This is a genomic window from Amycolatopsis pittospori, assembly GCF_013870525.1.
In the GTDB taxonomy this organism is placed as follows: Bacteria; Actinomycetota; Actinomycetes; order Mycobacteriales; family Pseudonocardiaceae; genus Amycolatopsis; species Amycolatopsis pittospori.
Genome location: NZ_JACBXD010000020.1, coordinates 49,532 through 75,400, shown reverse-complemented (window position 1 = coordinate 75,400; position 25,869 = coordinate 49,532). Strand labels below are relative to the sequence as shown.

Genomic DNA, 25,869 nt, shown 5'->3' with positions numbered 1-25,869 from the left:
TCAGACCTCGGGTGGCGTCCTGGCATCGATGTCCTCGGGGGTGAACTGCTCGCGTTTGGTGGTCAGCGCCCACCGGTGCCCGTCGGGATCGACGATCCGGCCGTACCGCTCCCCGAAGAACATCTCCTCGACCGGCGCCTCCACCCGCGCACCCGCGAAGACCGCGCGCCGCACGAGATCGTCCGGGTCTTCGGTCTCCAGCGTCAGCAGCATCGGCGTACCGCCGAGCGTGACGGGAGCCAGTGCGTCCAGCTGCGGGATCTCTTCGCTCACCAGCAGCCGCGCGTCGCCGACGGCGAGTTCCACGAAGAGCACGACACCGTTCGGCAGCACGTTGCGGAACAGCTCCACCGCGCCGAACGCCTTGCCGTAAAAGAAAAGTGACGCGTCGACGTCCTTGACGAACAGATGCGGCACCAGGCCGAGCGCCCGGTTCACGCCGACTCCGCGCGCTTCAGCAAGCCTGCCTGACCGGCTACGGCGACGAGCCTGCTCAGGAATTCCGCCTCGCGGGCGGCGACCTCGCGGCCGGCCCGGGTCAGCCGGTAGTAGCGGCGGCGCGACTCGTGCGGCTGGTCCTCGCTCGCGTCGGGCGCCTCCTCGACCAGGCCGTCGGCGGCGAGCCGGGCCAACGTCCGGTACAGCGTTCCCGGCCCGAGCTGGGCGGTGCCGCCGCTGACCTCGTCGACGAAACCCATGATCGCGTAGCCGTGCGCACGACCTTTCGCGAGCGCCAGCAAAGTCTGGAACGCCGCGGGGGTGAGTTGCGGGTTGCCGTCGGCCATGCGGGGAGCATACACTCCGATCTCGTTATATCCACTATGGATACAAAGGAGCCGGAAGTGGCGATTCAAGGGGTCAACAAGATCGTCCTCGGGGTGCACGACCAGGAGCGGGCGAAGCGGTTCTGGTCCGACGTCGTCGGATTTTCGATCACCACGGACGTGCCCTACGACGACAAGGGGAACCGGTGGGTCGAGGTCACCTCCGCCGACGGCGCGACGGCGCTCGTGCTGAGCACCGCGCCGGAGGACCTCAAGCGTTTCGAGGTGCGCGACGAACTGCCGACGGCCGACTTCTTCTTTTACGCCGACGACATCGAGAGGACCTACGAGGAGCTTTCGGCGGAGGGTGTCGAGTTCCCGGCCCGTCCGGAGAAGCAGCCGTGGGGATGGTGGGCGATGTTCGTCGACTCCGAGGGCAACCGATTCGCGTTACAAGAACGCTCGAACGGGTGACGCACTTCCCACCTCCTGAGAGCGGTTGGGTGCTCCGTTCGGCGGAGCTAGCTTCGTGGCAACAGCCGAACCCCTTGAACCGCTAGGAGAATCGCGATGAGCGCGGACGGATGGTCGTTCGAGACCAAGCAGATCCACGCGGGTGCGGCGCCCGACACCGCCACCGGCGCGCGGGCGACCCCGATCTACCAGACCACTTCGTACGTGTTCCGCGACACCCAGCACGGCGCCGATCTGTTCAGCCTCGCCGAGCCGGGCAACATCTACACCCGGATCAACAACCCCACGCAGGACGTCCTGGAGCAGCGCCTCGCCGCGCTCGAAGGCGGTGTCGCGGCACTGGCGTTCGCCTCCGGGACCGCGGCGACGACGGCGGCCATCCTCAACATCGCGAATTCGGGTGACCACTTCGTCTCCAGCCCGTCGCTCTACGGCGGTACCTACAACCTCTTCCACTACACGCTGCCGAAGCTCGGCATCGAGGTCTCGTTCGTCGAGGACCAGGACGACATCGAGCAGTGGAAGGCCGCGGTCCGGCCCAACACCAAGCTGTTCTTCGCCGAGACGCTGGCCAACCCGGGCAGCAACGTGCTCGACATCCGCGCGGTCGCCGACGCCGCGCACGAAGCCGGTGTCCCGCTGGTGGTGGACAACACCGTGCCGACGCCGTACCTCGTACGCCCGATCGAGCACGGCGCCGACGTCGTCGTCCACTCGGCCACCAAGTACCTCGGCGGCCACGGCACCACCGTCGCCGGCGTGCTCGTCGACGGCGGCACGTTCGACTTCGGCAAGGACCCCGCGCGTTTCCCCGGCTTCAACGAGGCCGACCCGAGCTACCACGGTCTCAAGTACTGGGAAGCGCTCGGTCCCGGCGCGTACGCGGCCAAGGCCCGGGTGCAGATCCTGCGCGACACCGGCGCCGCGATCGCACCGCTGAACAGTTTCCTGATCTTGCAAGGGATCGAGACGCTGTCGTTGCGCCTGGAGCGGCACGTGTCCAACGCGCAGGCGCTGGCCGAATGGCTGGAGCAGCGCGACGAGGTCGAGAAGGTGTACTACGCCGGGCTGCCGTCGAGCCCGCACAACGCGGCCGCGAAGAAGTACCTGCCGAAGGGGGCGGGCGCGGTCCTTTCCTTCGACCTGCGCGGCGGTGTCGACGCCGGACGGGCCTTTGTGGATGGTACGGAACTGCACAGCCAGCTGGTCAACATCGGCGACGTCCGCAGCCTGATCGTGCACCCGGCTTCGACGACGCACAGCCAGCTTTCGCCGGAAGAGCAGCTGGCGAGCGGTGTCACGCCGGGGCTCGTGAGGCTCGCCGTCGGGCTGGAAGGCATCGAAGACCTCAAAGCCGACCTCGAGGCCGGATTCCGGGCGGCCAAGGCGGCTCTGTGACGCAGGCTCCCGTTCCCCCTCCCGTCACCGGTGCGTGGCGGGAGGGGGATCCGCCTGGGCGGCGCCGGTTCGTGACCGGCTCCCAGGTGCTCGAAACCGGGCCGGAACTGCCTTTCACCATCGCGTACGAGACTTGGGGGACGCTGAATCCCAGTGCCTCCAACGCGATTCTCGTCGAGCACGCGCTGACAGGCGACAGTCACGCCGTCGGCCCGGCGGAGGAAGGGCACGTCAGCCCCGGCTGGTGGGACGGTCTGATCGGCCCGGGCAAGGCGATCGACACCACCGAATTCTTCGTCGTGGTCCCGAATGTGCTCGGCGGCTGCCAGGGATCGACCGGCCCGTCGTCCTCGCATCCGGACGGAAGGCCTTGGGGCGGCAGGTTTCCCGCCGTCACCGTACGGGATCAGGTGGCCGCCGAGGTCGTCCTCGCCGACACGCTCGGCATCGGCCGGTGGGCCGCGGTGCTCGGCGGCTCCATGGGCGGGATGCGCGCGCTGGAGTGGGCGGTGAGCGAGCCGGAGCGGGTCGCGTCGCTGCTCGTCCTGGCGTCGACGGCGCAGGCGTCGGCCGACCAGATCGCCTGGGCCGCGCCGCAACTGCACGCCATCCGGGCCGATCCGGGCTGGCACGGTGGCGACTACCACGACGTCCCCGGCGGCGGACCGGACGCCGGTCTCGGCATCGCGCGCCGGATCGCCCACGTCACCTATCGCAGTGAAGCCGAGCTGTCGCAACGCTTCGGCCGTCGTCACCAGGATGACGAGGATCCGTTGCGCGGCGGCCGTTTCGCCATCGAGTCCTATTTGGACCATCACGCCGGGAAGCTGTCCCGCCGATTCGACGCCGGCAGCTACGTGGTGCTCACCGAATCGATGAACACCCACGACGTCGGCCGCGGGCGCGGCGGTGTCGCGAACGCCCTAGGCCGGATCACCGCGCGCACGGTCGCCGCCGGGGTCGACAGCGACCGTCTCTACCCGCTGTACCAATCGCAGGCGATCGCGGACGCCGTCGCGGGCGCGGAATTCGCCGTCATCGGCTCGCCCTACGGACACGACTCGTTCCTGATCGAGACCGAGCAGATCGCGAAACTGGTCCGGCTGCTGCTGGGCTAGTCGGCGACGGCGTCCGAAATCCACGGCGCGACCGGCAGATCCCGGTCGAGGCATTCCGCCGACAGCCGGATCGTCCAGCGCAGCGCCTGCAGGACCAGGCTGTCGACCTCGTCCGGCGCGGCGTTGGCGAGGGCGATCTCGACCTGCTCCTGCGCGGCCTCGCTGTTGCCGTGCACTTCGGCCAGCAGCGTGCGCACGGCCGTCCGGACCGGTGGGTCGGCCTGATCGATGGACACCTCTTCGCCGTCCTCGTCGAACACCTGCACCTTGACCGGCGCGCTGCCGCCGTCGCCCAAAGTCGACACCATCGCGCTGCATTCACCGAAGAGCATCATCACGAGCTCTTTGGTCTCCTCGGAGCGGGCCACGGGCTCGGCAGCCGTCGGCGTGAGCTCGTCGAGGGCCTCAGCGTCGTCCCCGAGGCTGATCGCCACGAGCGCGCGCTGCGCCTTCTCGACGAGCCTCCGCTCGTACTCGCTCCTGTCCGGCTCCACGTGCCTATCAAACACCAGAGGATGGAAAAGTGGCGATAGGCCGAAACCCGGACGTGGTCACTTGGCGGCGTGCAGTGCACCCAGCGCGAGGCGGCAGAGCATTTCGGCCAGTTCGCTGTCACCGAGATGGCGGTTGTACGGCGTCGAGTTGATCAACCCGAACACGGCGTGCGCGGCCGACCGGGCCTGCCGCTCGCCGATCCCGGGCACGGCGTCACTGATCGCACGCACCCATACCTCGACGTACTGACGTTGCATCGCGCGGACCTGCTTGCGGTCGCTGTCCGTGAGATTCGCGAGGTTGCGCTCCTGGACGGTGATCAACGCGGGATGCGCGAGCGCGAAGTCCACGTGAAAATCCACCAGTGCTTCGAGAACATCGCCGGGCTCGTCCCGCTGGCTCGCCCGTGCCGTCCCGCCGTCGAGGAGGTATCGGCTGATCGAGTTCAGCATCTCCCCGAGGATGGCGTCCTTGCTGCGGAAATGCCGGTACAGCGCCGGGCCGGAGATGCCGACCGCGGCGCCGATGTCGTCGATGCCGACGCCGTGGAACCCGTGGTGGGCGAACAGTTCGGCGGCGGCGGCCATGATCTGTTCGCGCCTGTTCGCCTTCTCGCCGTTCACGAGTGGGGTGGGGTTCGCCGGCATCTGGCCATATTAAGGCCGCGGGTTAGCGCTCGCTAACACGCGGCCGTACTTCCAGCCTGAGCCAAGCGGGTTACCTGGGGAAATGACCCTTTTGCGTGGAGCTACCACCTGGTAATGCTGTGTCTCGTTAACTTGTCACGAAGGAGTGACCCATGGCCGTCCCTGCTCGGATCAAAGCGTTTTCCTTCACTCGTTCAGTCGCGGCCCTGGGGGTCGCCGTCCTTGCCACCTTCGGTCTCGCCGGTACAGCTCAAGCGGCGACCAACTACGTCGCCCTCGGCGACTCGTACTCCTCCGGCGTCGGTGCCGGCAGCTACGGGAACTCGGGCGACTGCATGCGCAGCACCAACGCCTATCCCCAGCTGTGGGCCAACGCCCACGCCGGGACCACGTTCAAGTTCGTCGCGTGCTCGGGGGCGCGCACCGGCGACGTCTTGAGCCAGGCCGCGAACGTCACCTCCAGCACCACGCTGGTCACGGTGTCGGTCGGCGGCAATGACGCCGGCTTCGCCGACGTCATGACCACCTGCACCACCGGCAGCGACCAGACCTGCATCAACCGGGTCAACACCGCCAAGAACTACGTCAACAACACGCTGCCCGGACTGCTGAACAACGTCTACAGCACGATCAAGTCGAAGGCGCCGGGCGCGAAGCTCGTCGTCCTCGGTTACCCGCGCTTCTACACGGTGCCGGGCTCGTGCTCGGTCGGGCTGAGCGACACCAAGCGGTCCGCCATCAACTCGGGTTCCGACGCCCTGGCCTCGGTGCTCTCGGCCCGCGCGTCCGCGCACGGCGCCAAGTTCGTCGACGTGCGCGGTGCCTTCACCGGGCACAACATCTGCTCGTCGGCCAACGACTACCTGCACAGCCTCACCTGGCCGATCGTGAACTCGTACCACCCGACGGCCGCCGGTCAGCGCGGTGGCTACTACAACCCGCTGGTCTCGGCCATCGGCTAGCTCCGAGTACATGAAGGCCCCCTTCCTTGTCTTGGGCGCAAGGAAGGGGGCCTTCATGTACTTACGGGGTGCGGTGGACAAGCGAGGTTAGTGGCCGTTAACCTACGGGGGCGAGTTAACGACGGCTAACTTGGCGACGAGGAGCCATGGACACACCCGTACTGAGCACTTCGGCCGATCCGGGCAGCGACGAATACGCCCGCGGCGTCATCTCCCATGCCGAACTGGTCGAGGACCTGCGCAAGCGCCTCGCCGCGGCCCGGCTCGGGGGCCCGGAGAAATCCCGCACCCGCCACGTCGAGCGGGGCAAACTCCTGCCGCGCGACCGGGTCGACACCCTCCTCGACCCGGGTTCGCCGTTCCTGGAGCTGTCCCCGCTGGCCGCCACCGGACTGTACGACGACGAAGCGCCGTCGGCCGGGATCATCACCGGGATCGGGCGGGTCTCGGGCCGCGAATGCGTGATCGTCGCCAACGACGCCACGGTCAAGGGCGGCACCTACTACCCGATGACCGTCAAGAAGCACCTGCGCGCGCAAGAGGTCGCGCTGCACAACAACCTGCCGTGCGTCTACCTGGTGGACTCCGGCGGCGCGTTCCTGCCGAGGCAGGACGAGGTCTTCCCGGATCGTGAGCACTTCGGCCGGATCTTCTTCAACCAGGCGACGATGTCCGCGCGCGGTATCCCGCAGATCGCGGCGGTGCTGGGCTCCTGCACCGCGGGCGGCGCGTACGTCCCGGCGATGAGCGACGAAGCGGTCATCGTGCGGAACCAGGGCACGATCTTCCTCGGCGGCCCGCCGCTGGTGAAGGCCGCGACCGGCGAGGTCGTCACGGCCGAGGAACTCGGCGGCGGCGACGTGCACTCGCGCCAGTCCGGCGTCACCGACCACCTGGCCGAGGACGACGCCGACGCGCTCCGCATAGTTCGCTCGATCGTGTCGACTTTGGGTCCGAGGACCCCGCGGCCGTGGGACGTCCTCCCGACCGAGGCGCCGGTCGCCGACCCGAACGAGTTGTACGGTGTCGTCCCGACCGACCCGCGCGTGCCCTACGACGTCCGCGAGGTCATCGCCCGGATCGTCGACGGCAGCCGGTTCGGCGAGTTCAAGAAGGAGTACGGCTCGACGCTGGTCACCGGATTCGCCCGGATCCACGGGCATCCGGTCGGCATCGTCGCGAACAACGGCGTCCTGTTCGCCGAGTCCGCGATGAAGGGCGCGCACTTCATCGAACTGTGCGACAAGCGCTCCATCCCCCTGCTGTTCTTGCAGAATATCACCGGCTTCATGGTCGGCAAGGCCTACGAAGCCGGAGGTATCGCGAAGCACGGCGCGAAGATGGTCACCGCGGTGGCCTGTGCCCGCGTCCCGAAGCTGACCGTCGTCATCGGCGGTTCGTTCGGCGCCGGCAACTATTCGATGTGCGGCCGTGCGTACTCGCCGCGGTTCCTGTGGATGTGGCCGAACGCGCGGATCTCGGTGATGGGCGGCGAGCAGGCGGCGTCGGTGCTTTCGACGGTCCGCCGTGACGCCATCGAGGCCCGCGGCGGCGAATGGTCCACAGAGGACGAAGAGACCTTCAAGGATCCGATCCGCGAGCAGTACGAGGCGCAGGGAAGCCCGTACTACTCGACGGCGCGGCTCTGGGACGACGGCGTGATCGACCCGGCGGACACCCGCACGGTGCTCGGTCTCGCGCTGTCCGCGGCGGCCAACGCGCCCCTGTCCGATGTCAACTACGGCGTTTTCCGGATGTGAGCATGTTCGACACGGTTCTGGTCGCCAACCGCGGGGAGATCGCCGTCCGCGTGATCCGTTCGCTGCAGGGCCTCGGTATCCGATCGGTCGCGGTCTACAGCGACGCGGACGCCGACGCCCGGCACGTCCGCGAGGCGCATACGGCTGTCCGCATCGGCCCCGCCGAAGCGGCGAAAAGCTATCTGTCCATTCCGGCGATCGTCCAGGCGGCGCTGGACACGGGCGCGCAGGCCGTCCACCCCGGCTACGGTTTCCTCGCCGAGAACGCGGAATTCGCGCGTGCCTGCGCCGACGCGGGGCTGATCTTCATCGGCCCGCCGGTCGAGGCCATCGACGCCATGGGCGACAAGATCCGTGCCAAGGCGACGGTGTCCAAGGCGGGTGTCCCGGTGGTCCCGGGAGCGTCCGATGTGGACATTCCCGAGGGTGGCTACGCCGCCGCCGCGGAGAAGGTCGGGTTCCCGCTGCTGATCAAGCCGTCCGCCGGTGGCGGCGGCAAGGGTATGCGGCTGGTGAACGCACTGTCCGAACTGGACGCCGCGGTGGAGTCCGCCCGCCGTGAGGCCAAGGGGTCCTTCGGCGACGACACCTTGCTGATGGAGCGGTTCGTCACCACGCCCCGGCATATCGAGATCCAGGTGCTCGCCGACACGCACGGCAACGTGATCCACCTCGGTGAGCGTGAGTGCAGTCTGCAGCGGCGGCACCAGAAGATCATCGAAGAGGCTCCGTCGGTGCTGCTCGACGAGGCGACGCGCGCGAAGATGGGCGCGTCCGCCGTCGAAGCGGCGCGGTCGGTCGGCTATGTCGGTGCGGGAACGGTCGAGTTCATCGTTTCGGCGACCGCGCCGGACGAGTTCTTCTTCATGGAGATGAACACGCGTCTGCAGGTCGAACATCCGGTGACCGAACTCGTGACCGGACTCGATCTCGTGGAGTGGCAGGTCAAGATCGCCGCCGGCGACGTGCTGACCGTGTCGCAGGACGACGTCCGGCTGGACGGCCACGCCGTCGAAGCCCGTGTCTATGCCGAGGACCCCGCTCGCGGTTTCATCCCGACGGGTGGGACCGTGCTCGCGGTCCACGAGCCGTCCGGCGAGGGCGTGCGCGTCGACTCGTGGATGAGCGAAGGCGCGGTCATCGGTTCGAACTACGACCCGATGCTGGCCAAGGTCATCGCCTGGGGCCCGGACCGCGCGGCCGCGCTGCACCGGCTCGATCTGGCGCTCGCCGACACCGCGTTGCTCGGCCTCGGCACGAACATCGCGTTCCTGCGCGGCCTCCTGGCCGACGGCGACGTCCGTGACGGCAAACTCGACACCGGGCTCGTCGACCGGCAACTGTCCACTTTGGTCTCCGAAGAGGTGCCGCCGGAGTTCTACGTCGCGGCCGCGCTCGACAGGTTGCTCGCCCTGCAGCCGCAGGGATCGGTCGTCGACCCGTGGGATGTTCCCGACGGCTGGCGGCTCGGCGCGTCCGGTGGGATCGATTTCGCTTTGAAGTCGGGAAGTTCCGAAGCCGTCGTGCGCGTGCAGGGAACCCCGGCGAACGCTCTCGTCAGCGTCGACGGCGGTGTTCCCGTGCGGGTTTCCGCGCGGCGCGAGGGCGATCTGCTGGAAGTCCGGCACCCCGGCGGATTCCACCGTTACCGGCACGCCGCCGGACGCGGGAAGACCGTCTGGCTCGCGCGGGACGGCCACAGCTTCGCGATCGGCGAGCGGGAAAGGCTGCGCTCGGCCGCCGGCGCCGCGGGCGGGGCCGGACCGGTCACCAGCCCGATGCCCGGCACCGTGCTGGTGGTCAAGGTCGCCGCGGGCGACGTGGTGAGCGCCGGGACGCCGCTCGTGGTCGTCGAGGCGATGAAGATGGAGCACACGATCACCGCGCCGATCGACGGCGTGGTCAGCGAACTCCCCGTCCGGGCGGGCCAACAGGTCGCGCTGGACGAAACGGTAGCCGTTGTGACACCCCAAAAGGATGGCCAATGATCGACTTTCGGCTGGATGACGAGTACGAGGCGCTGCGCAAGACGGTCGAGGAATTCGCGCGCTCCGAGGTCGCCCCGGTCATCGGCGACCTGTACGAGCGGGAAGAGTTCCCGTACGAGATCGTCGCGAAGATGGCCGAGATGGGCCTGTTCGGTCTGCCGTTCCCCGAAGAATACGGCGGCATGGGCGGCGACTACTTCGCGCTCTGCCTGACTCTGGAGGAGCTGGCGCGCGTCGATTCCTCGGTCGCGATCACCGTCGAGGCCGGGGTGTCCCTGGGTGCCATGCCGATCTACCGGTTCGGCACCGAGGAGCAGAAGGAGAAGTGGCTCCCGGAGCTGTGCGCCGGCACCGCGCTCGGCGCCTTCGGCCTCACGGAACCGGGCGGCGGCTCGGACGCCGGCGCCACCCGCACCCGCGCGAAACTCGACGGCGACACCTGGGTGATCAACGGCAGCAAGTCGTTCATCACCAACTCCGGCACCGACATCACGAAACTGGTCACGGTCACCGCCGTCACCGACGTGAAGGAGAACGGGCGCAAGGAGATCTCGGCGATCATCGTCCCGTCCGGCACGCCGGGTTTCGCCGTCGCGCCGAAGTACTCCAAGGTCGGGTGGAACTGCTCGGACACGCACGAGCTTTCGTTCGACGACGTCCGCGTCCCGGCGGAGAACCTGGTCGGCGAGCGCGGCCGCGGCTACGCCCAGTTCTTGTCCATTTTGGACGAAGGCCGGGTCGCGATCGCCGCGCTGAGCGTCGGGCTCGCGCAGGGCTGTGTCGACGAATGCCTGCGGTACGTGAAGGAACGCGAGGCCTTCGGTCACAAGATCGGCGAGTACCAGGCGATCCAGTTCAAGATCGCCGACATGGAGGTGCGCACGCACACCGCGCGGCTGGCTTACTACGCGGCGGCGTCGAAGATGCTGCGCGGCGAGCCGTTCAAGAAGGAGGCGTCGATCGCGAAGCTCGTCGCGTCGAACGCCGCCATGGACAACTCGCGCGACGCGACGCAGATCTTCGGCGGATACGGCTTCATGAACGAGTTCCCGGTGAGCCGCTTCTACCGCGACGCGAAGATCCTGGAGATCGGCGAGGGCACCTCGGAGGTGCAGCGGATGCTGATCGCGCGGCACCTCGGCGTCGCCTGAGACTTCGGTACAGCTGGTCGTGAGTGGCGATTCGGGTTCTAACCCGAATCGCCACTCACGACCCCCGGTGACCCGACGAAATACCCGCGCGACCTCACGATGTTGTAGAACGGAAGGATGAGCGAATTCATCATCCGCGAGGGTGGTTCTGGGGATTTCCAAGCGTTGCTGGACATGTTCGACGAGGCCGTCGCCTGGCTGGTCGAGCGCGGTAGTGAGGGTCAGTGGGGGACCGAGCCGTGGTCCACGATCCCGAAGCGGATCGAGCGGGTCCGGGGGATGGCCGACGGGCCTGGGCTGTACATCGCCGAGGTCGGCGGCGAGGCGGCGGGCGCGATCGTCCTCGGTGACCGGTTCCCGCACGTCCCGCCGGTCGAAGAGCCCGAGATCTACCTCGGCCTGCTGCTGACCTCGCGCCGGTTCGCCGGGCACCGGGTGGGCTCGCGACTCGTCGAGTTCGCGCTGGCCGAGGCCCGGAAACGCGAGATCGGGCTGGTCCGGGTCGACTGCTGGGCCGGCGGCGACGGCGACCTGCAGCGCTACTACGAGAGCCAAGGCTTCAAGCCGACCGAGCGGTTCGACGTCAACGGCTGGATCGGGCAGGTGTTCGAGCAGCGGCCGTAGGGCTGGCGATCCGGCGCCTGGGGGTGCACCATAGTTGACACATTGCCAACAGTGCCCCGGACAGTGAAGTCGCAGAGGAGCTCCCATGGCCAAGCGTGAACGTTCCCTGGCAGGCAAGGTCGTCGTGATCACCGGAGCCGCCCAAGGCATCGGGGCGAGCACCGCGACGGCGCTGTCCCGGCTCGGCGCCAAGGTGGTCATCGGCGACCTGGACCAGGTCCTCGCCGAGAAGACCGCGGCCGAACTGGGCGCGGAGGCGCTGCCGCTCGACGTCACCGACACGAAGGGCTTCACGGAGTTCCTCGACGAGGTCGAGCGGCGCGTCGGCCCGATCGACGTGCTGATCAACAACGCCGGGATCATGCCGCTCGCCCCGCTCGACGAGGAGGACGACGCGGCGACCCGGCGGCTACTGGAGATCAACCTGCACGCGGTCATCCACGGCACCCGTGAGGCGGTCAAGCGGATGCGCCCGCGTGGCACCGGACACATCGTGAACATCGCCTCGATGGCCGGGAAGGCGGGATTCCCCGGCGCCGCGACCTACTGCGCGACGAAACACGCCGTCGTCGGTCTGTCGGAATCGGTGCATCTGGAATTGCGTGGAACGGGCGTCCTGGTCTCCTGCGTGATGCCCGCCGTGGTGCGCACGGAACTGGCCAGCGGGCTCGGCGAGGCGAAGTTCTTCAAGTCCGTGCGGCCCGAAGATGTGGCGCAGGCCATTGCCGATGCGTTGCGCCGTCCCAAGTTCGACGTCTTCGTTCCCGCATCGCTGGACGCCATGGGCAGGATCACACGGCTGCTTCCGAGGCGCGTCGGCGAAGGGCTGCTTCGCGCCCTCGGCGGCGACAAGATTCTTTCTTCCGCAACGCATTCCAGTGCTCGCGCGGAGTACGAATCGCGGGCGGCGCGCAGTGCCCCGGCGGTCGAAAAGGACGCCGATTCTTAGCTCGGACGGCCTAATGACCGTCCGAAGTGGACGGCCTGGACCGGTGGCGGTGTTGAGTAGTGCGCCGGTAAACGGCAAGATTGCTCATTACCGCGTTCATTCCTCCAGGAGGCACCTCATGGCAACACCCCCGGCACGGCTCGCCGCCGCCGCGTCGAACGTCGTCGGGAAGGTGCTGCACGGTGGTGTCGCCGATCTCCGCCCCGTCCCGCGCGTCCTGATCGACCAGGGCCCCAACCGTTCGCTGTACCGGCTGCGCAACAGCGGGAAGCCCGTGGACGGCCCGCCGGTGCTGCTGGTGCCGCCGCTGGCCGCGCCCGCGCTGTGCTTCGACCTGCGCCGCGGCTGCAGCCTCGCCGAGCACCTGGTCGACGGCGGCCGCAACACCTACCTGGTCGACTACGGCAACGTCGCGTTCTCCGACCGTCGCCTGGGCATCGAGCATTGGATCGACGAGGTGCTGCCGCGGGCGATCCGCAAGGTCAGCGAGGATTCGGGCGGCCAGGGCGTGCACATCATCGCCTGGTGCCTCGGCGGGATCTTCTCCCTGCTGACCGCCGCCGACCAGCCCGATCTGCCGATCGAATCGGTCGCGACCATCGCGTCGCCGTTCGACTTCACCGCGATCCCGCTGATCGCGCCGTTCCGCCCGCTGGTGGACCTCACCGGCGGGCACCTGCTGACCCCGATCTACCGCGTCCTCGGCGGCGCACCGTCCTATTTGGTCAGCCGGGTCTTCCGCGCGACCGGGATCAGCAAGGAGATCACCAAGCCGCTGGCGATCCTGAAGAATCTCGATGACCGGGACTATCTCGCGCAGATCGAGGCCGTCGACCACTTCATGGACAACATGATCGCCTACCCGGGGCGGACGTTCGGCCAGATCTACCACCGGTTCTTCCGCGCCAACGACCTCGCCGAAGGCACTGTCGACCTCAACGGCCGGATCATCTCGCTGTCCGGGGTCAAGGTGCCGACGCTGGTCATCGCGGGCCAGAACGACACGATCGCCCCGCGCGCGGCCGTCGAACGGCTCACCGGCCTGCTGGACAACTCGCCGTCGGTGCGGTTCGAGACCGCGCCCGGCGGGCATCTCGGCGTCCTCACCGGCCGGAAGGCGCGCGGGACCACCTGGCGTCACCTCGACGGGTTCCTCGACGAACAGGTCGCCTGAGCCTCAGCCGGCCCGATCGTCGCTTTTGCGCTGGTTCGTCATCGCGCTGCGCATCGACTGGCGTGGCGCGATCAGGTCGACCATTTCGGTGACCTGACGCCAGGCGTCGGCGATTTCGGCAGTGGCGCGGTCGCGTTGCAGGACGATCGTGGACAGCACCAGCGCCGTCATCCCGACGGTGGCGTCGAAGGCCTGGACCAGCAGCATCCTGGGGGCCAAGGCGTACGGGCCGTAGGGACCCAGACCGCGCGCGGCGGCGAAGATCGTGAAGGCGCAGACGCACAGGGAACAGAGGAGCGCGCCCGCCTGCCGGAACCGCAGGGCCGCCCAGACCAGCACCGGGAACACGATGAACAGTTTGGGCGGCGTCGTACTGGCGAGGAGCGACGTGCCGAGCACGCAGACGCCGAGCGCGGACGCTTCGGCCCAGCGAGCGAACGGAACCCGGTTCGGCAGGCGGAATCTCGGCGCGAGCAGCAACAAGGGTGTGAGGGTGAGGACGCCCATCGCGTCGCCGGTCCACCACACCAGCGCCGTCGTCCAGAACTCGCCGGGGACGAGCGCGCCTTCGAGGACCAGCGCGCCGGTGCCCACGACGGCGCTGATAGCCGTCCCGCCGATGGCGCCGACGACGACCAGCAGGACGACGTCCGGGAGCCCGTCGAGCCGAGTGCGGAAACCGCGCCGTCGCATGACGTAGTAGCCCAGCAGTGGGCCGAGTGTGTTCCCCGCGGAGATCGCCAGGACCGCGAGCAGCGAGGGCCCGAGGGCGATGTTCGTCAGCAGCGCGCCGAGCGCGATCCCCGGCCAGTAACGCGGCCCGAGGAGCATCGGCACCGCCAACGCGACCCCGGCCGCCGGCCACAGTGGCGAGATCTGCTCCCGCACGATCGCCCATTGGATGCCGATCTGGCCGGTGATGAAATAGCAGGCCGTGACGGCGAGGACGATGAGGCACCAGTGTGCCGCGGGGGACGGCTTTCGAGCGGCGGGCCTCATCGCGACTCCGGGCCTCGGCTGGCAGGGAAAACCATGAGAGTACCCCGGTGCCGCCACCTCGGAGCCGCCTCGAAGGTGTTGTCGAAGTGGTGGAAATAAACGGGCCTCGTGAGTGGTGACGACGGTTCTAACCGTCCTTACCACTCACGAGCCCGACGCCCTACTTGAGCTCCGCCGACGTCTTGCCCAGAATCCGACGGGCCACGATCAGCTGCTGGATCTGTTGCGTGCCTTCGAAGATGTCGAGGATCTTCGCGTCCCGGCTCCACTTCTCCAGGAGCGATTCCTCGGTGTAGCCCAAGGTTCCGGCCAGCTCGACACACTTAAGCGTGATCTCGACGACCGAGCGGCCCGCCTTCGCCTTGGCCATCGAAGCCTGCAGCGAGTTCGGCTTGCGGTTGTCGGCCATCCACGCCGATTCCATGGTCAGCAGGTACGCCGATTCGTAGTCGGCCTCCAGCTGCAGGAACGTCGCGGCGGCCGCGTGCTGGCTGTGCACCGGCTTGTCGTAGTCGATCTCGACGCCCGCCTCGGAGAGGACCTTCCGGGTCTCCTCAAGTGCCGCGCGGGCGACGCCGATGGCCATGGCGGCGACCAGCGGACGGGTGTTGTCGAAGGTCTGCATGACCCCGGCGAAACCCTTGGCGGTGTCGATTTCCGGTGTGCCGAGGAGGTTTTCCTTGGGCACGCGGACGTTTTCGAAGCGCAGCACGGCGGTGTCGGAGGCGCGGATGCCGAGTTTGTGCTCGACGCGCACCACCTCGAAGCCGGGAGTGCCCTTCTCGACGACGAACGACTTGATCGCCGCGCGGCCCTTCGTCTTGTCCAGAGTGGCCCAGACGACGACGGCGTCGGCGCGCTCGCCGGCGGTCACGAAGATCTTCTCGCCGTTGATCACGTACTCGTCGCCGTCGAGGCGAGCGGTGGCGGTGATCGCGGCGGAGTCCGAGCCGCAGTCCGGTTCGGTGATCGCCATCGCGGCCCACAGCCCGGAGAACTTCTTGAGCTGTTCGTCCGTGGCGACCGAACCGATGGCGGCGTTGCCGAGACCCTGGCGCGGCATCGACAGCAGCAGACCGACGTCGCCCCAGCACATCTCGATCGTGCCGAGCACGATGTTGAGGTTGGAACCGTTGCGGTTGCCCGGTTTCTCGTTCTTCTCGGACCGGCGGACACCCGCCGCGCCCGCGCCGCCCTCACCGGAGGAGTTCAGTCCGTCCAGCAGTGCCGCGAACATGTCCAATTCGGCCGGGTAGGTGTGCTCGGCGCGGTCGTACTTGCGCGAGATCGGCCGGAACACCTCGGCCGCGGCCTGGTACGCCTGGTTGATCAGGGTGCCGGCCTTCTTCGGAACCTCAAGGTTGATCATGATCGCCTTTCGAAAGCCTAGAGAAGGACGGCGCCTTCCATCACGCCGATCGCGCGGAGGTCGCGGTACCAGCGTTCGACGGGGTGTTCCTTGACGAACCCGTGCCCGCCGAGTAGCTGCACACCGGCGCTGCCGATCTGCATTCCCTTGTCGGCGGCCAGTTTCCGGGCCAGCGCGACCTCTCGGGCGTACGGCTTGCCCTGTTCGGCTCGGGCGGCGGCGCGCAGCGTGACCAGCCGCAGCCCTTCCAGCTCGATGGCGATGTCGGCCACCGAGAACGCGACGGCCTGCCGGTGGCTCACCGGCTCGCCGAACGCCTTGCGCTCGTTGACGTAAGGAACCACGTAGTCGAGGACGGCCTTCGCGGTACCGGCGGCCAGTGCGGCCCAGCCGAGCCGCGAGAGCCGGACGACCTCGGTGAAGACTTCGGCCTTGCCGCCGCCGAGCAGTGCTCCGGCGGGCAGGGCGACCTTCTCCAGGTGCAGCTTCCCGGTCGCCGCGCCGCGCAGGCCCATCGCCGGTTCGGTTTCGATGGTGACGCCCGCGTTCGACGACTCCACGAGGAACAGCGCCGGGCCACGTCCTTCGAGGTCGGCCGACACGATGAACAGCTCGGCGTCCGCGGCACGGGGGACCAGCGACTTCACGCCGTCGAGCTGGTAGCCCTTCGGGGTGCGGCGGGCCTTGGTGGCGGGTTTGAACGGATCGAACAGCGCCGTGCGCTCCTGCAGCGCCAGCGCCGCGGCCGGGACGTTCTCGCCGACGAACGCGGGCAGGTAGTCCGCCTGCTGCTGCTCGTCCCCGTAGGACACCAGCGCCGTGCTGACCGCCGACGGCGCGAGCACCGCGACAGCCAGCCCGAGGTCGCCGTGCGCGAGGGCCTCGGCGACCAGCGCGTTCGTGACGACCGACCGTTCGGTGCCGACACCGCCCAGCTCCTCGGGGATGCCGACCAGCGAGATGCCGAGTTCGGCGGCGCGGCTCAGCAGGCCTTCGGGCGCGCTGAGCTTCGCGTCGGCGTCGGCCGCCGCGGGCCGCAGCTGTTCGGCCGCGAACTCCGTCACGGTCTCGACGATGAGCTGCTGGTCCTCACTCGGGGTGAGGTCGAACAGCCCCGTGTCCTCGGCCGGCGCGAGCCGCGCGGGTTTGCCGAGCCGCTGGGCGGATTTGAACGTCCGTCCCGCCGCCCCGGCGACCCGGAAGCCGTTGCGCGTCCCGGCGCTGACCAGGTTCTGCACGGGCTTGCGCAGTCCGGCCCGTTCGATGACCTTGCTCCCGGCCAGCCGGGTGAGCGCGGACAGGCCGAAGCCCATCGCGTCTCGTTTCCTAGGCGCACCCACGGTGAGTCTCCCTGCCTCGCTTACCTACTCGTGAGTAGGTTAACTCCCTTCGAGGAGATGCGCCACCAGGGGGGAGGCGAACGTCACGCTCGTGAGTGATTTGGGTCGTTAGAACGACCCAAATCACTCACGACTCGCTCAACCGTCACCAACCCCACCGCCGCCACCGCCACGACGCCGACCAGCACCACCGCCGGCACCAGCTCCAGCAGCGGCGTCGCCGCCAGCAGGACCACCGCGAGGACCAGCCGCCGCACGTTCCACGAGCCGAGGTTCCGGCGCCGCATCCCGCTCAACGCGATCAGGTACAGCGCGAGCCCGCCGGTGAGCGCCCAGATCGGCGTGCCGTGCAGCCCGTCCGACAGGCTGTGGTGCTCGGTGTCGGACACGTACAGCAGTGACTTCTTCAGTCCCAGCGCCACGAGCACGATCCCGGCGATCAGGGGGAGGTGCAGGAAGGTGTAGGTGTCGGTCCCGATCCGGACCCGCTCGACGCCGTCCGCGCGCTTCAGGTTGTGCTCGGAAACGTGCGCGACGACGGAGAAGTACATCCACCACATCGCCGAAGCCAGCGCGAGCCCGAAGACGGCGGCCACCGTGATCGGCCACGACATCGGGTACGAGCTGATCCCGATGCCGATCGCCACGATCGACTCGCCGAGCGCGATGATCACGATCAGCCCGAACCGCTCGGCGAAGTGGCCGGGCTGGTGCAGCCGCCAGTCCGAGGAGCGCGTCCGGAAGACGTTGACGTAGTCGGCGAGCAGGGCGACGGCCCAGATGCCGAGTTGCACCCAGCCGGTGAAGAACGCCGCGATGGTCAGGAGCGCGACGCTCGGCAGCAGGCCGACGAACATCCTCAGCACGACCTTGCGTAGATCCGGGTCGTTCCGGGCGGCGCCGAAGTACGCGACCAGGTGCAGCAGTCGCACGAGGAAGTAGCAGCCGACGAACATCAGCGGCGCGTACAGCCCGCCCGGGAGATCGGTGAACGCCTCGGGGATGGTCAGCGAGACGAGGAACATCGTCCCCATCGCGGCGAACATCGCCAGCTGCGCGATGCCCTTGTCGACGTGGACGGTGTTGGCCAGCCAGGCATAGGCGCACCAGCACCACCACAGGACGGCGATCGTGGCCACCCCCTGGCCGATGCCGAGCGGGGTGAGGTGGTCGGCCATCAGCTGAGTGGTCTGGGTGATGGCGTAGACGAAGACCAGGTCGAAGAAGAGCTCCAGCGTGGTGACCTTGTGGTCTTCTTCCCGGGTCACCAGATGCAGGCCGCGTTTCGTGGGCACGCGCACATCGTGCCCCTCGCGCCTTTGCGGGACACGCGAGTTTGCTCAAAGCTGACTTTCAGACGCCCAGGACCGCGTGCGTCAGCGTGGTCAGTTCGGCCTCGATGTTCGGGCGGCCGTTGACCCGCCGGGTGCGTGCGAGGTCGTTCGCGATGGTCAGCGCCGCGTGGACGGTGATCTTCACTTCGCGCAGGCTCAGTTCCGGACGGACTTCCGAAGTCAGCGCGATCCAGCGCGCGACGTAGTCCCGCTGGACCCGGAGCAGATCCGCCTTGTCGCGTTCCGGCAGCTCCATCGGGCTGCCGGAGAAGGACACCAGCAGCTCGGGCGTGCGCAAAAGGGTGTGCACATAGGACGCCGCCAGTCTGCGCAGCGCGTCCCGCTCGTCGTCGGTCCGAAGCGCGCGTTCCGCGGCGAGCGCCAGCCGGTCGGCCGCGCGGTGGCCGATCGCCACCATCAGCGCGGCCTTGCTGGGGAAGTGCCGGTACACACTGGGCCCGGCGATCCCGGCCGCCGCGCCGATCTCCTCCATGCTCACCGCGCGGAAGCCGCGTTGCCCGAACAGGTCGGTCGCGGCCGCGAGGATCTGCTCGCGCCGGGACGGCTCGCCGAGCGCGATCGACGGCGTCTCGGGGGACGGTTCGCCGGGCACGGGGAGTGTGACATGCAGCACGGACTCCGCCAGCTGCACCAGGATCTGCGCGAAGCGTTTCTTCGCCACCGACGTGTGATGCACGGACACGCTGCCGAAGACGCTCAGCCCCGCCCAGCAGAGCAGTTCGGCGTCGTCGGGGATCAGTTCGGGGCGCAGCGCGAGCAGCGCCTTGGACCACGCCGCGAGCACCGCCCCCGACCGGCGTCGGATCTCCCGGCGGCCCTCCCGCGGCAGATGCCTGCCCTCCCAGCGCCACAGCGCGGCGACCTCACGACGCTCGACGGCTTGCGCGGCGAGCGTCCCGAGCAGCGCTTTGACCTGGGCGGGAACCGGGATGTCGACGGCGGCGAGCGTCTCGGTGGTGGCCGTCTCCATGTCGTCGATGCCGGACAGGACGACGTAGGACAGCACCGCCTGCTTGTCCGCGAAATGCCGGTACAACGCGGGCCCGGTGATCCCGGCCGCGGCGGCGATGTCGTTGATGCCGACGCCGTGGAACCCGCGGGCGCGAAAGAGCTCCGCGGCGAGGCCGGCCAGTTGGGCCTTGCGGTCGCGCGGTCGGGCTGAACGCTCGGTCGGGTGATCCATAGGTGAACACACGATAGCGCCGGTTGCGTGCATCGCAACCCATTGACACCATGGGGTTATCGCGGTTTATGTTAATCGGCATTAGCATGGCTACTGGCCGGTACGATCCGGCTGTGTTCGTCCCAGATACAGCGCCGTACGCGGAGGAGTTTTTTCTGTGAGTAGCGAGGCCTACATCTACGAGGCGATCCGTACGCCTCGCGGCAAGAACAAGGGCGGTGCCCTCCACGGCACCAAGCCGGTCGATCTCGTGGTCGGCCTCATCGAGGAACTGAAGGTCCGTCACCCGAACCTCGACCCCGCCGTGATCGACGACATCGTCCTCGGCGTGGTGTCCCCGGTCGGTGAGCAGGGCGCCGTGATCGCGCGCACCGCCGCGCTGAACGCGGGCCTGCCGCAGTCCGTCGCGGGTGTACAGCTGAACCGCTTCTGCGCCTCCGGCCTCGAAGCCACCAACACCGCCGCGCAGAAGGTGCGCTCCGGCTGGGACCAGCTGATCATCGCCGGTGGCGTCGAGTCGATGTCCCGGGTGCCGATGGGCTCCGACGGCGGTGCGTTGTTCATGGACCCCGCCACCGCCTACGACAACTACATCGTCCCGCAGGGCACCGGCGCCGACCTGATCGCGACCATCGAGGGCTTCTCCCGCGAGGACGTCGACGCGTGGGCCGTCCGCTCGCAGGAGAAGGCCGAAGCGGCCTGGTCCGGCGGCTACTTCGCGAAGTCCGTCGTCCCGGTGAAGGACATCAACGGCGTCACGATCCTCGACCACGACGAGCACCGTCGTCCCGGCAGCACCGTCGAGGGCCTCGGCAAGCTGAAGCCCGCCTTCGCCGGAATCGGTGAACTGGGCGGCTTCGACGCCGTCGCGCTGCAGAAGTACCACTCGGTCGAGCGCATCAACCACGTCCACACCGGCGGCAACTCGTCCGGCATCGTCGACGGCGCCGCGGTGGTCCTGGTCGGCAACGAGCAGATCGGCAAGGACTTCGGCCTGACCCCGCGCGCCCGCATCGTGGCGACCGCGACCGTCGGCTCCGAGCCCACGATCATGCTCACCGGCCCGACCCCGGCCACCGAGAAGGTCCTGAAGATCGCCGGTCTCACGCCGGACGACATCGACCTGTGGGAGCTGAACGAGGCCTTCGCCTCGGTCGTCCTCAAGTGGATCAAGGACCTGCACCTCGACGAGGAGAAGGTCAACGTCAACGGCGGCGCCATCGCGATGGGGCACCCGCTGGGCGCCACCGGCGCGATGCTGGTCGGCACCGTCGTCGACGAGCTGGAGCGTCGTCAGGCGCGCCGCGCCCTGGTCACCCTGTGCATCGGCGGCGGCATGGGCGTCGCGACCATCATCGAGCGGGTCTGAGGAAGAGACAATGACTGAAGCGAAGACCATCCGCTGGGAGCAGGACGCCGACGGCATCGTCGTGCTCACCCTGGACGACCCGAAGCAGTCCGCCAACACGATGAACGCCGACTTCCGCGAGTCGCTCGGTGTGGTCGTCGATCGCCTGGAGGCGGAGAAGGACAACATCACCGGTGTCGTCCTCACCTCGGCCAAGAAGACCTTCTTCGCCGGCGGCGACCTCAACGACCTGATCCAGGCCAAGCCGGAGAACGCGGCCGAGATCACCGAGAGCAGCGCCCTGATGAAGGGCCAGATGCGCCGGCTCGAGCAGCTGGGCAAGCCGGTCGTGGCCGCCATCAACGGTGCCGCGCTCGGCGGCGGCCTCGAACTCGCGCTCGCGACGCACCACCGCATCGCGGCCGACGTCAAGGGCAGCCAGATCGGCCTCCCCGAGGTCACCCTCGGCCTGCTCCCCGGCGGCGGTGGCGTCGTCCGCACCGTGCGCCTGCTGGGCATCCAGAGCGCGCTGCTGAACGTGCTGCTGCAGGGCCAGCGGCACCGCCCGGCCAAGGCCAAGGAACTCGGCCTCGTGCACGAACTCGTCGGCACCGTCGAGGAACTGGTCCCGGCCGCGAAGGCGTGGATCAAGGCCAACCCCGAGGGCGGCGTGCAGCCGTGGGACGTCAAGGGCTACAAGATCCCGGGCGGCACCCCGTCGAACCCGAGCTTCGCGGCGAACCTGCCCGCGTTCCCGGCGAACCTGCGCAAGCAGATCAAGGGCGCGAACATGCCGGCCCCGCGGGCGATCCTGTCCGCGGCCATCGAGGGCTCGCAGGTCGACTTCGACACCGCGATCACCGTCGAGACCCGCTACTTCATCAGCCTCGCCACCGGCCAGGTCTCGAAGAACATGACGAAGGCGTTCTTCTTCGACCTGCAGAGCATCAACTCCGGCGGCTCGCGGCCGGACGGCTTCGAGAAGTACACCGCCAAGAAGGTCGGCGTCGTCGGCGCGGGCATGATGGGCGCCGCGATCGCGTACGTCTCGGCCAAGGCCGGTATCGACGTCGTGCTCAAGGACGTCACCCTCGAAGGCGCCGAAAAGGGCAAGGGCTACGCGGTCAAGCTCGAAGAGAAGGCCCTCTCCCGCGGCAAGACCACTCAGGAGAAGTCCGACGCGCTGCTCGCCAAGATCACGCCGACCGACAAGGCGGAGGACTTCGCCGGCGTCGACTTCGTGATCGAGGCCGTCTTCGAGAGCGTCGAGCTGAAGCACAAGGTGTTCCAGGAGATCGAGGGCATCGTCAACCCCGACGCCGTACTCGGTTCCAACACCTCGACCCTGCCGATCACCTCGCTCGCCGAGGGCGTCCAGCGGACCGAGGACTTCATCGGGATCCACTTCTTCTCGCCGGTGGACAAGATGCCGCTGGTCGAGATCATCTGCGGTGAGAAGACTTCGTCCGCCACGCTGGCGAAGGTCTTCGACTACACGCTGCAGATCAAGAAGACCCCGATCGTCGTCAACGACAGCCGCGGCTTCTTCACCTCGCGCGTCATCGGCACCTTCATCAACGAGGCCGTCGCCGCGCTGGGCGAGGGTGTCGAGCCCGCGTCGATCGAGCAGGCCGGTTCGCAGGCCGGATACCCGGCCCCGCCGCTGCAGCTGATGGACGAGCTGACCCTGACGCTGCCGCGCAAGATCCGCAAGGAGACGCGTGAGGCGATCGAGGCGGCCGGTGGCACCTGGAACGCGCACGCGTCCGAGGGCGTCATCGATCGCATGGTGGAAGAGTTCGATCGCAAGGGCCGCTCCACCGGCTCGGGCTTCTACGACTACGACGAGGCCGGCAAGCGGACCGGATTGTGGCCGGGCCTGCGCGACGCGTTCAAGTCGGGCAGCGCCGAGGTTCCCTTCGAGGACCTCAAGGAGCGCATGCTGTTCGCCGAGGCGCTCGAGACCGTGAAGTGCTTCGACGAAGGTGTGCTGACCACCATCGCCGACGCCAACATCGGTTCGATCTTCGGCATCGGCTTCCCGGCGTGGACCGGCGGTGTCATCCAGTACATCAACCAGTACCAGGGTGGCCTGCAGGGCTTCGTCGACCGCGCTCGTGAGCTCGCGGAGCGCTACGGCGATCACTTCACCCCGCCCGCCTCGCTGGTCGAGAAGGCCGCGAAGGGCGAGATCTACGAATAAGCGCTTTGTAAAGGGTTTCAACCCTCGCTGAAAGGGGTCGCTCCGGACCGGGTCCGGGGCGGCCCCTTTCTTGTACGGCAAAGGGGTGGCGCGTCCGTAGCCACGGATGAGCCCGGGCCATGAACGGCTCGTTACTTGCAAATTTTGCAAGTAACGAGCCGTTCATGGCAGTCGGAGGTTCAGCGGGACGACGGTTCGAGCGCCCCGTACGGGAGCCGGCGCGGCGGCAGGCGGGCCTCCATCGCCGATGCTCACAGGATCGGGTCCTCACATGGCCTCGTCGAGCCGATTGACAAAATTGATTTTTACGTTCAAACTTGTTTTTGTGATCGAGGTGGCGTGGTGAAGGACGTGGAGTACCTGGAGCGGCTGGACCAGGCGGAGGCGTTGCTGAAACCGCAGCGGGTGGACGTCCTGCGGCGGCTCGCCGAGCCGAGCTCGTGCACCGAGGTGGCGGCGGCGCTCGACCAGACCCCGCAGCGGGTCTACTACCACGTGAAACGCCTGGTGGAAGCCGGTCTCGTGAGTCAGGTGTCGGAGCGCAAGGTGCGCGGAATCAGTGAAGGTGTGTATCAGGCGAGCGCGCGTTCGTACTGGTTGTCGCCCGGATTGGTCGGCCGGATCGGCCCGCGGGCGGCTCGGGACGAACTGAGCCTCGGGTACCTGGTGGACCTCATGGAGGAGGTCCAGGCGGACATCGCCGCGCTGGACCGTGCCGCACCGGAACTCCCGTCGATCGGCGTCTCCGGCGAGATCCGGGTGAAACCGGAGCGGCGCCAGGAGTTCCTCGACGAAGTGAAGACGACATTGCAGGACCTGTTCACACGCTACGGCGGAGCGGAAGGCGATGCCTTCAAACTCGCCGTGGCCTGCTATCCGAAGGGAGAACCCCATGGCTGAGTCGCAAGGGTTCCGGATCCGCGTGCGCGCGCCGATCCACGAGGTCTGGCACGCGCTGACCGATGCCGGGTCCATGCGGATCTGGCTCTCCGAACACGCCGTGGCCGATCTGCCGCGCCGGTACGAGTTCTGGGGCCGTTACACGCCGGCGGGTGACGCGCCGGCCCAGAAGTTGCTGATGGCCGAAGGCAACGTCCTGAAGTTCGCCTGGGAGGTCGACGGCACGGAAACCGTCGTCGAATTCAAGCTGTCGGAGGACGGGGAAGGGACGCTGATCGACTTCAGTCAGACCGGTCTGCCCGACTTCCAGGCGCTGCTCGCGGACCCCGATTCGCCGCTCGGCATGATGCACACGTTCTGGGCGCTTGCGGTCTCGAACCTCGTCGACCACGTCGAGGGCCGCCCGATCACCGCGCGCTGCGATCTCACCTCCCCGCGGATGCGCGAGGAAGTGCGGATCGACGCGCCGCGCGGGGAGGTCTACGCGTCGATCGCCGATCCCGCCGAGTTCACGCGCTGGTTCGGTGCGCGGATCGAGGCCGAGCCCCACGTCGGTGGTCGCTGGGCGATGGGCTCGCTGGAGATGGATCCGAGGCCGGCGAAGATCGTCGACCTGGTCCCCGACGGCAAGATGGCGCTCGCCTACGAGGACGGCATCGTCGCCACCTGGGAACTCGAAGACTCCGGTGGTGGCACGAAACTCACGTTCGTCCAAAGTGGATTCTCCGACGAGAAGCCGCCGTACGGTTCGTGGATGGGCTGGCTCAGCGGCCTGGCGGAACTGCGCCGGTTCCACGAGATCGACACCTGGATCCCCATGTGGGTCGACGTCCACCTCGAAGGGACGCCGGACGGACTCATCACCATCGACGGGAAGTAGGAGGATCCGATGTTGCTCGAAGGCAGGAACGCGATCGTCTACGGGGCGGCGGGCGGAATCGGGAGCGCGGTTTCCCATGGGTTCGCCAGGGAAGGTGCGACGGTGCACCTCACCGGCCGGACGCTGAAGAAGCTCGATGCCTTGGCCGAGGAGATCCGGGCGGCCGGTGGAAAAGCCGAGACGGCGGAGTTCGACGCACTCGACGAAGCGGCCATCGACGAACATGCCGCCGCTGTGGCCGCGTCGGCGGGCAGCGTCGACATCTCGATGAACGTGATCACGCACAACGACGTCCAGGGCACCCCGCTGGTCGAGATGTCGTTGGAGGACCTCGAAAGTCCGGTCCGGACCGCGGTACGGACGAACTTCCTGACCGCGCGGGCGGCCGCCCGGCACATGATCACGCAAGGCTCCGGGGTGATCCTGATGTTCGGCGGCGACGGCGATCCGTTGCCGGGGTATCACCTCGGCGGATTGCAGGTCGCGTTCAGCGCGATGGAGGCGTTGCGGCGAGGGCTGGCGTGCGAACTCGGCCCGCAGGGGATCCGTGTCGTGACCCTGCGCACCGGCGGGATCCCGGAGACGATCCCCGCGGGGGCCGGACTCGACGACGCCATCCGCGACATGGTCGAGATGACGATGCTCAAGCGGACGGCGTCACTGGAGGACGTTGCCCGCGTCGCCGCCTTTGCCGCGTCCGATCACGCGCGCAGCATGACGGCGACGGCCCTGAACATCAGTTGCGGCACGATGGTCGACTGATCCTCTCCCGGCGGTAACACCGGCGA

The 25,869-nt window shown here is 68.2% G+C and carries 24 protein-coding genes; 15 read left to right on the top strand and 9 right to left on the bottom strand.

Annotated features, from left to right (window positions below; translation table 11 throughout):
* Both H5J31_RS14125 and H5J31_RS14120 read right to left on the bottom strand, forming a co-directional pair.
* A complete protein-coding gene (locus H5J31_RS14125; protein ID WP_181772999.1) occupies window positions 1-438 on the bottom strand; it encodes a VOC family protein in 438 nt (145 codons plus the stop codon).
* Window positions 435-785 (bottom strand): PadR family transcriptional regulator, encoded by a 351-nt coding sequence (locus tag H5J31_RS14120; RefSeq protein WP_181772998.1) that lies wholly within the window; start codon window positions 783-785, stop codon window positions 435-437. The genes H5J31_RS14125 and H5J31_RS14120 overlap by 4 nt, the downstream gene beginning before the upstream one ends.
* A 57-nt stretch (window positions 786-842) precedes the next feature.
* Here H5J31_RS14120 and H5J31_RS14115 point away from each other — a divergent pair, with 57 nt between their 5' ends.
* The 3 genes from H5J31_RS14115 (at window position 843) to metX (ending at window position 3,754) form a co-directional block, all read left to right on the top strand.
* Window positions 843-1,238, top strand: coding sequence for a glyoxalase superfamily protein (locus tag H5J31_RS14115; RefSeq protein WP_181772997.1), 396 nt, complete (start codon window positions 843-845; stop codon window positions 1,236-1,238).
* Between the two features lie 96 nt (window positions 1,239-1,334).
* The gene (locus tag H5J31_RS14110) at window positions 1,335-2,636 is read left to right on the top strand and encodes a bifunctional o-acetylhomoserine/o-acetylserine sulfhydrylase (protein WP_181772996.1); all 1,302 of its coding nucleotides are present in this window, start codon (window positions 1,335-1,337) and stop codon (window positions 2,634-2,636) included.
* A complete protein-coding gene (metX, locus tag H5J31_RS14105; protein ID WP_181772995.1) occupies window positions 2,633-3,754 on the top strand; it encodes a homoserine O-acetyltransferase MetX in 1,122 nt (373 codons plus the stop codon). Before H5J31_RS14110 ends, metX begins: the two co-directional genes overlap by 4 nt.
* Here metX and H5J31_RS14100 read toward each other — a convergent pair.
* Both H5J31_RS14100 and H5J31_RS14095 read right to left on the bottom strand, forming a co-directional pair.
* Window positions 3,751-4,248 (bottom strand): hypothetical protein, encoded by a 498-nt coding sequence (locus H5J31_RS14100; RefSeq protein WP_181772994.1) that lies wholly within the window; start codon window positions 4,246-4,248, stop codon window positions 3,751-3,753. The genes metX and H5J31_RS14100 overlap by 4 nt on opposite strands.
* Before the next feature lie 57 nt (window positions 4,249-4,305).
* Window positions 4,306-4,896 (bottom strand): SACE_7040 family transcriptional regulator, encoded by a 591-nt coding sequence (locus H5J31_RS14095; protein ID WP_181772993.1) that lies wholly within the window; start codon window positions 4,894-4,896, stop codon window positions 4,306-4,308.
* A 152-nt stretch (window positions 4,897-5,048) separates the two neighbouring features.
* Between H5J31_RS14095 and H5J31_RS14090 the strand changes: the two genes are divergently transcribed.
* The 7 genes from H5J31_RS14090 (at window position 5,049) to H5J31_RS14060 (ending at window position 13,504) form a co-directional block, all read left to right on the top strand.
* Window positions 5,049-5,858, top strand: coding sequence for an SGNH/GDSL hydrolase family protein (locus tag H5J31_RS14090; RefSeq protein ID WP_181772992.1), 810 nt, complete (start codon window positions 5,049-5,051; stop codon window positions 5,856-5,858).
* Window positions 5,859-6,004: 146 nt separating this feature from the next.
* On the top strand, window positions 6,005-7,618 hold the full coding sequence (locus H5J31_RS14085) for a carboxyl transferase domain-containing protein (RefSeq protein WP_181772991.1): 1,614 nt from the start codon (window positions 6,005-6,007) through the stop codon (window positions 7,616-7,618).
* 2 nt (window positions 7,619-7,620) lie between these two features.
* Complete coding sequence (locus tag H5J31_RS14080) at window positions 7,621-9,606, top strand: ATP-binding protein (protein WP_181772990.1); 1,986 nt, start codon at window positions 7,621-7,623, stop codon at window positions 9,604-9,606.
* Window positions 9,603-10,757 carry an acyl-CoA dehydrogenase family protein gene (locus H5J31_RS14075; RefSeq protein ID WP_037306689.1) on the top strand — a complete coding sequence of 385 codons (1,155 nt, stop codon included), beginning with the start codon at window positions 9,603-9,605 and terminating at the stop codon, window positions 10,755-10,757. Before H5J31_RS14080 ends, H5J31_RS14075 begins: the two co-directional genes overlap by 4 nt.
* A 117-nt stretch (window positions 10,758-10,874) precedes the next feature.
* On the top strand, window positions 10,875-11,381 hold the full coding sequence (locus tag H5J31_RS14070; protein WP_181772989.1) for a GNAT family N-acetyltransferase: 507 nt from the start codon (window positions 10,875-10,877) through the stop codon (window positions 11,379-11,381).
* 85 nt (window positions 11,382-11,466) lie between these two features.
* Complete coding sequence (locus H5J31_RS14065) at window positions 11,467-12,330, top strand: SDR family oxidoreductase (protein WP_181772988.1); 864 nt, start codon at window positions 11,467-11,469, stop codon at window positions 12,328-12,330.
* Between the two features lie 118 nt (window positions 12,331-12,448).
* A complete protein-coding gene (locus H5J31_RS14060) occupies window positions 12,449-13,504 on the top strand; it encodes an alpha/beta hydrolase (protein WP_181772987.1) in 1,056 nt (351 codons plus the stop codon).
* 3 nt (window positions 13,505-13,507) lie between these two features.
* Here the strand turns inward: H5J31_RS14060 and H5J31_RS14055 are convergent, their stop codons facing one another.
* From H5J31_RS14055 to H5J31_RS14035, 5 genes are all read right to left on the bottom strand, one after another.
* Complete coding sequence (locus H5J31_RS14055; protein WP_181772986.1) at window positions 13,508-14,503, bottom strand: MASE1 domain-containing protein; 996 nt, start codon at window positions 14,501-14,503, stop codon at window positions 13,508-13,510.
* A gap of 160 nt (window positions 14,504-14,663) precedes the next feature.
* Window positions 14,664-15,872 (bottom strand): acyl-CoA dehydrogenase family protein, encoded by a 1,209-nt coding sequence (locus H5J31_RS14050; protein WP_181772985.1) that lies wholly within the window; start codon window positions 15,870-15,872, stop codon window positions 14,664-14,666.
* Window positions 15,873-15,889: 17 nt separating this feature from the next.
* Window positions 15,890-17,185 (bottom strand): acyl-CoA dehydrogenase family protein, encoded by a 1,296-nt coding sequence (locus H5J31_RS14045; protein ID WP_181773036.1) that lies wholly within the window; start codon window positions 17,183-17,185, stop codon window positions 15,890-15,892.
* A 110-nt stretch (window positions 17,186-17,295) separates the two neighbouring features.
* Entirely contained in the window at window positions 17,296-18,513 is a 1,218-nt protein-coding gene (locus H5J31_RS14040; RefSeq protein WP_181772984.1) for a low temperature requirement protein A, read from the bottom strand.
* Window positions 18,514-18,565: 52 nt separating this feature from the next.
* On the bottom strand, window positions 18,566-19,750 hold the full coding sequence (locus H5J31_RS14035; protein ID WP_181772983.1) for a TetR/AcrR family transcriptional regulator: 1,185 nt from the start codon (window positions 19,748-19,750) through the stop codon (window positions 18,566-18,568).
* 157 nt (window positions 19,751-19,907) lie between these two features.
* On the opposite strand from H5J31_RS14035, the gene H5J31_RS14030 reads away from it, so the two are divergent.
* The 5 genes from H5J31_RS14030 to H5J31_RS14010 all read left to right on the top strand — a co-directional run bounded on the left by H5J31_RS14030 (window position 19,908) and on the right by H5J31_RS14010 (window position 25,843).
* Window positions 19,908-21,119, top strand: coding sequence for an acetyl-CoA C-acetyltransferase (locus H5J31_RS14030; RefSeq protein WP_181772982.1), 1,212 nt, complete (start codon window positions 19,908-19,910; stop codon window positions 21,117-21,119).
* A 10-nt stretch (window positions 21,120-21,129) separates the two neighbouring features.
* Entirely contained in the window at window positions 21,130-23,301 is a 2,172-nt protein-coding gene (locus tag H5J31_RS14025; protein WP_181772981.1) for a 3-hydroxyacyl-CoA dehydrogenase NAD-binding domain-containing protein, read from the top strand.
* A 342-nt stretch (window positions 23,302-23,643) separates the two neighbouring features.
* A complete protein-coding gene (locus tag H5J31_RS14020; RefSeq protein ID WP_181772980.1) occupies window positions 23,644-24,201 on the top strand; it encodes an ArsR/SmtB family transcription factor in 558 nt (185 codons plus the stop codon).
* A complete protein-coding gene (locus tag H5J31_RS14015) occupies window positions 24,194-25,081 on the top strand; it encodes an SRPBCC family protein (RefSeq protein WP_181772979.1) in 888 nt (295 codons plus the stop codon). Before H5J31_RS14020 ends, H5J31_RS14015 begins: the two co-directional genes overlap by 8 nt.
* 9 nt (window positions 25,082-25,090) lie before the next feature.
* Window positions 25,091-25,843 carry an SDR family NAD(P)-dependent oxidoreductase gene (locus tag H5J31_RS14010; protein WP_181772978.1) on the top strand — a complete coding sequence of 251 codons (753 nt, stop codon included), beginning with the start codon at window positions 25,091-25,093 and terminating at the stop codon, window positions 25,841-25,843.
* The last annotated feature ends 26 nt before the right edge of the window (window positions 25,844-25,869 follow it).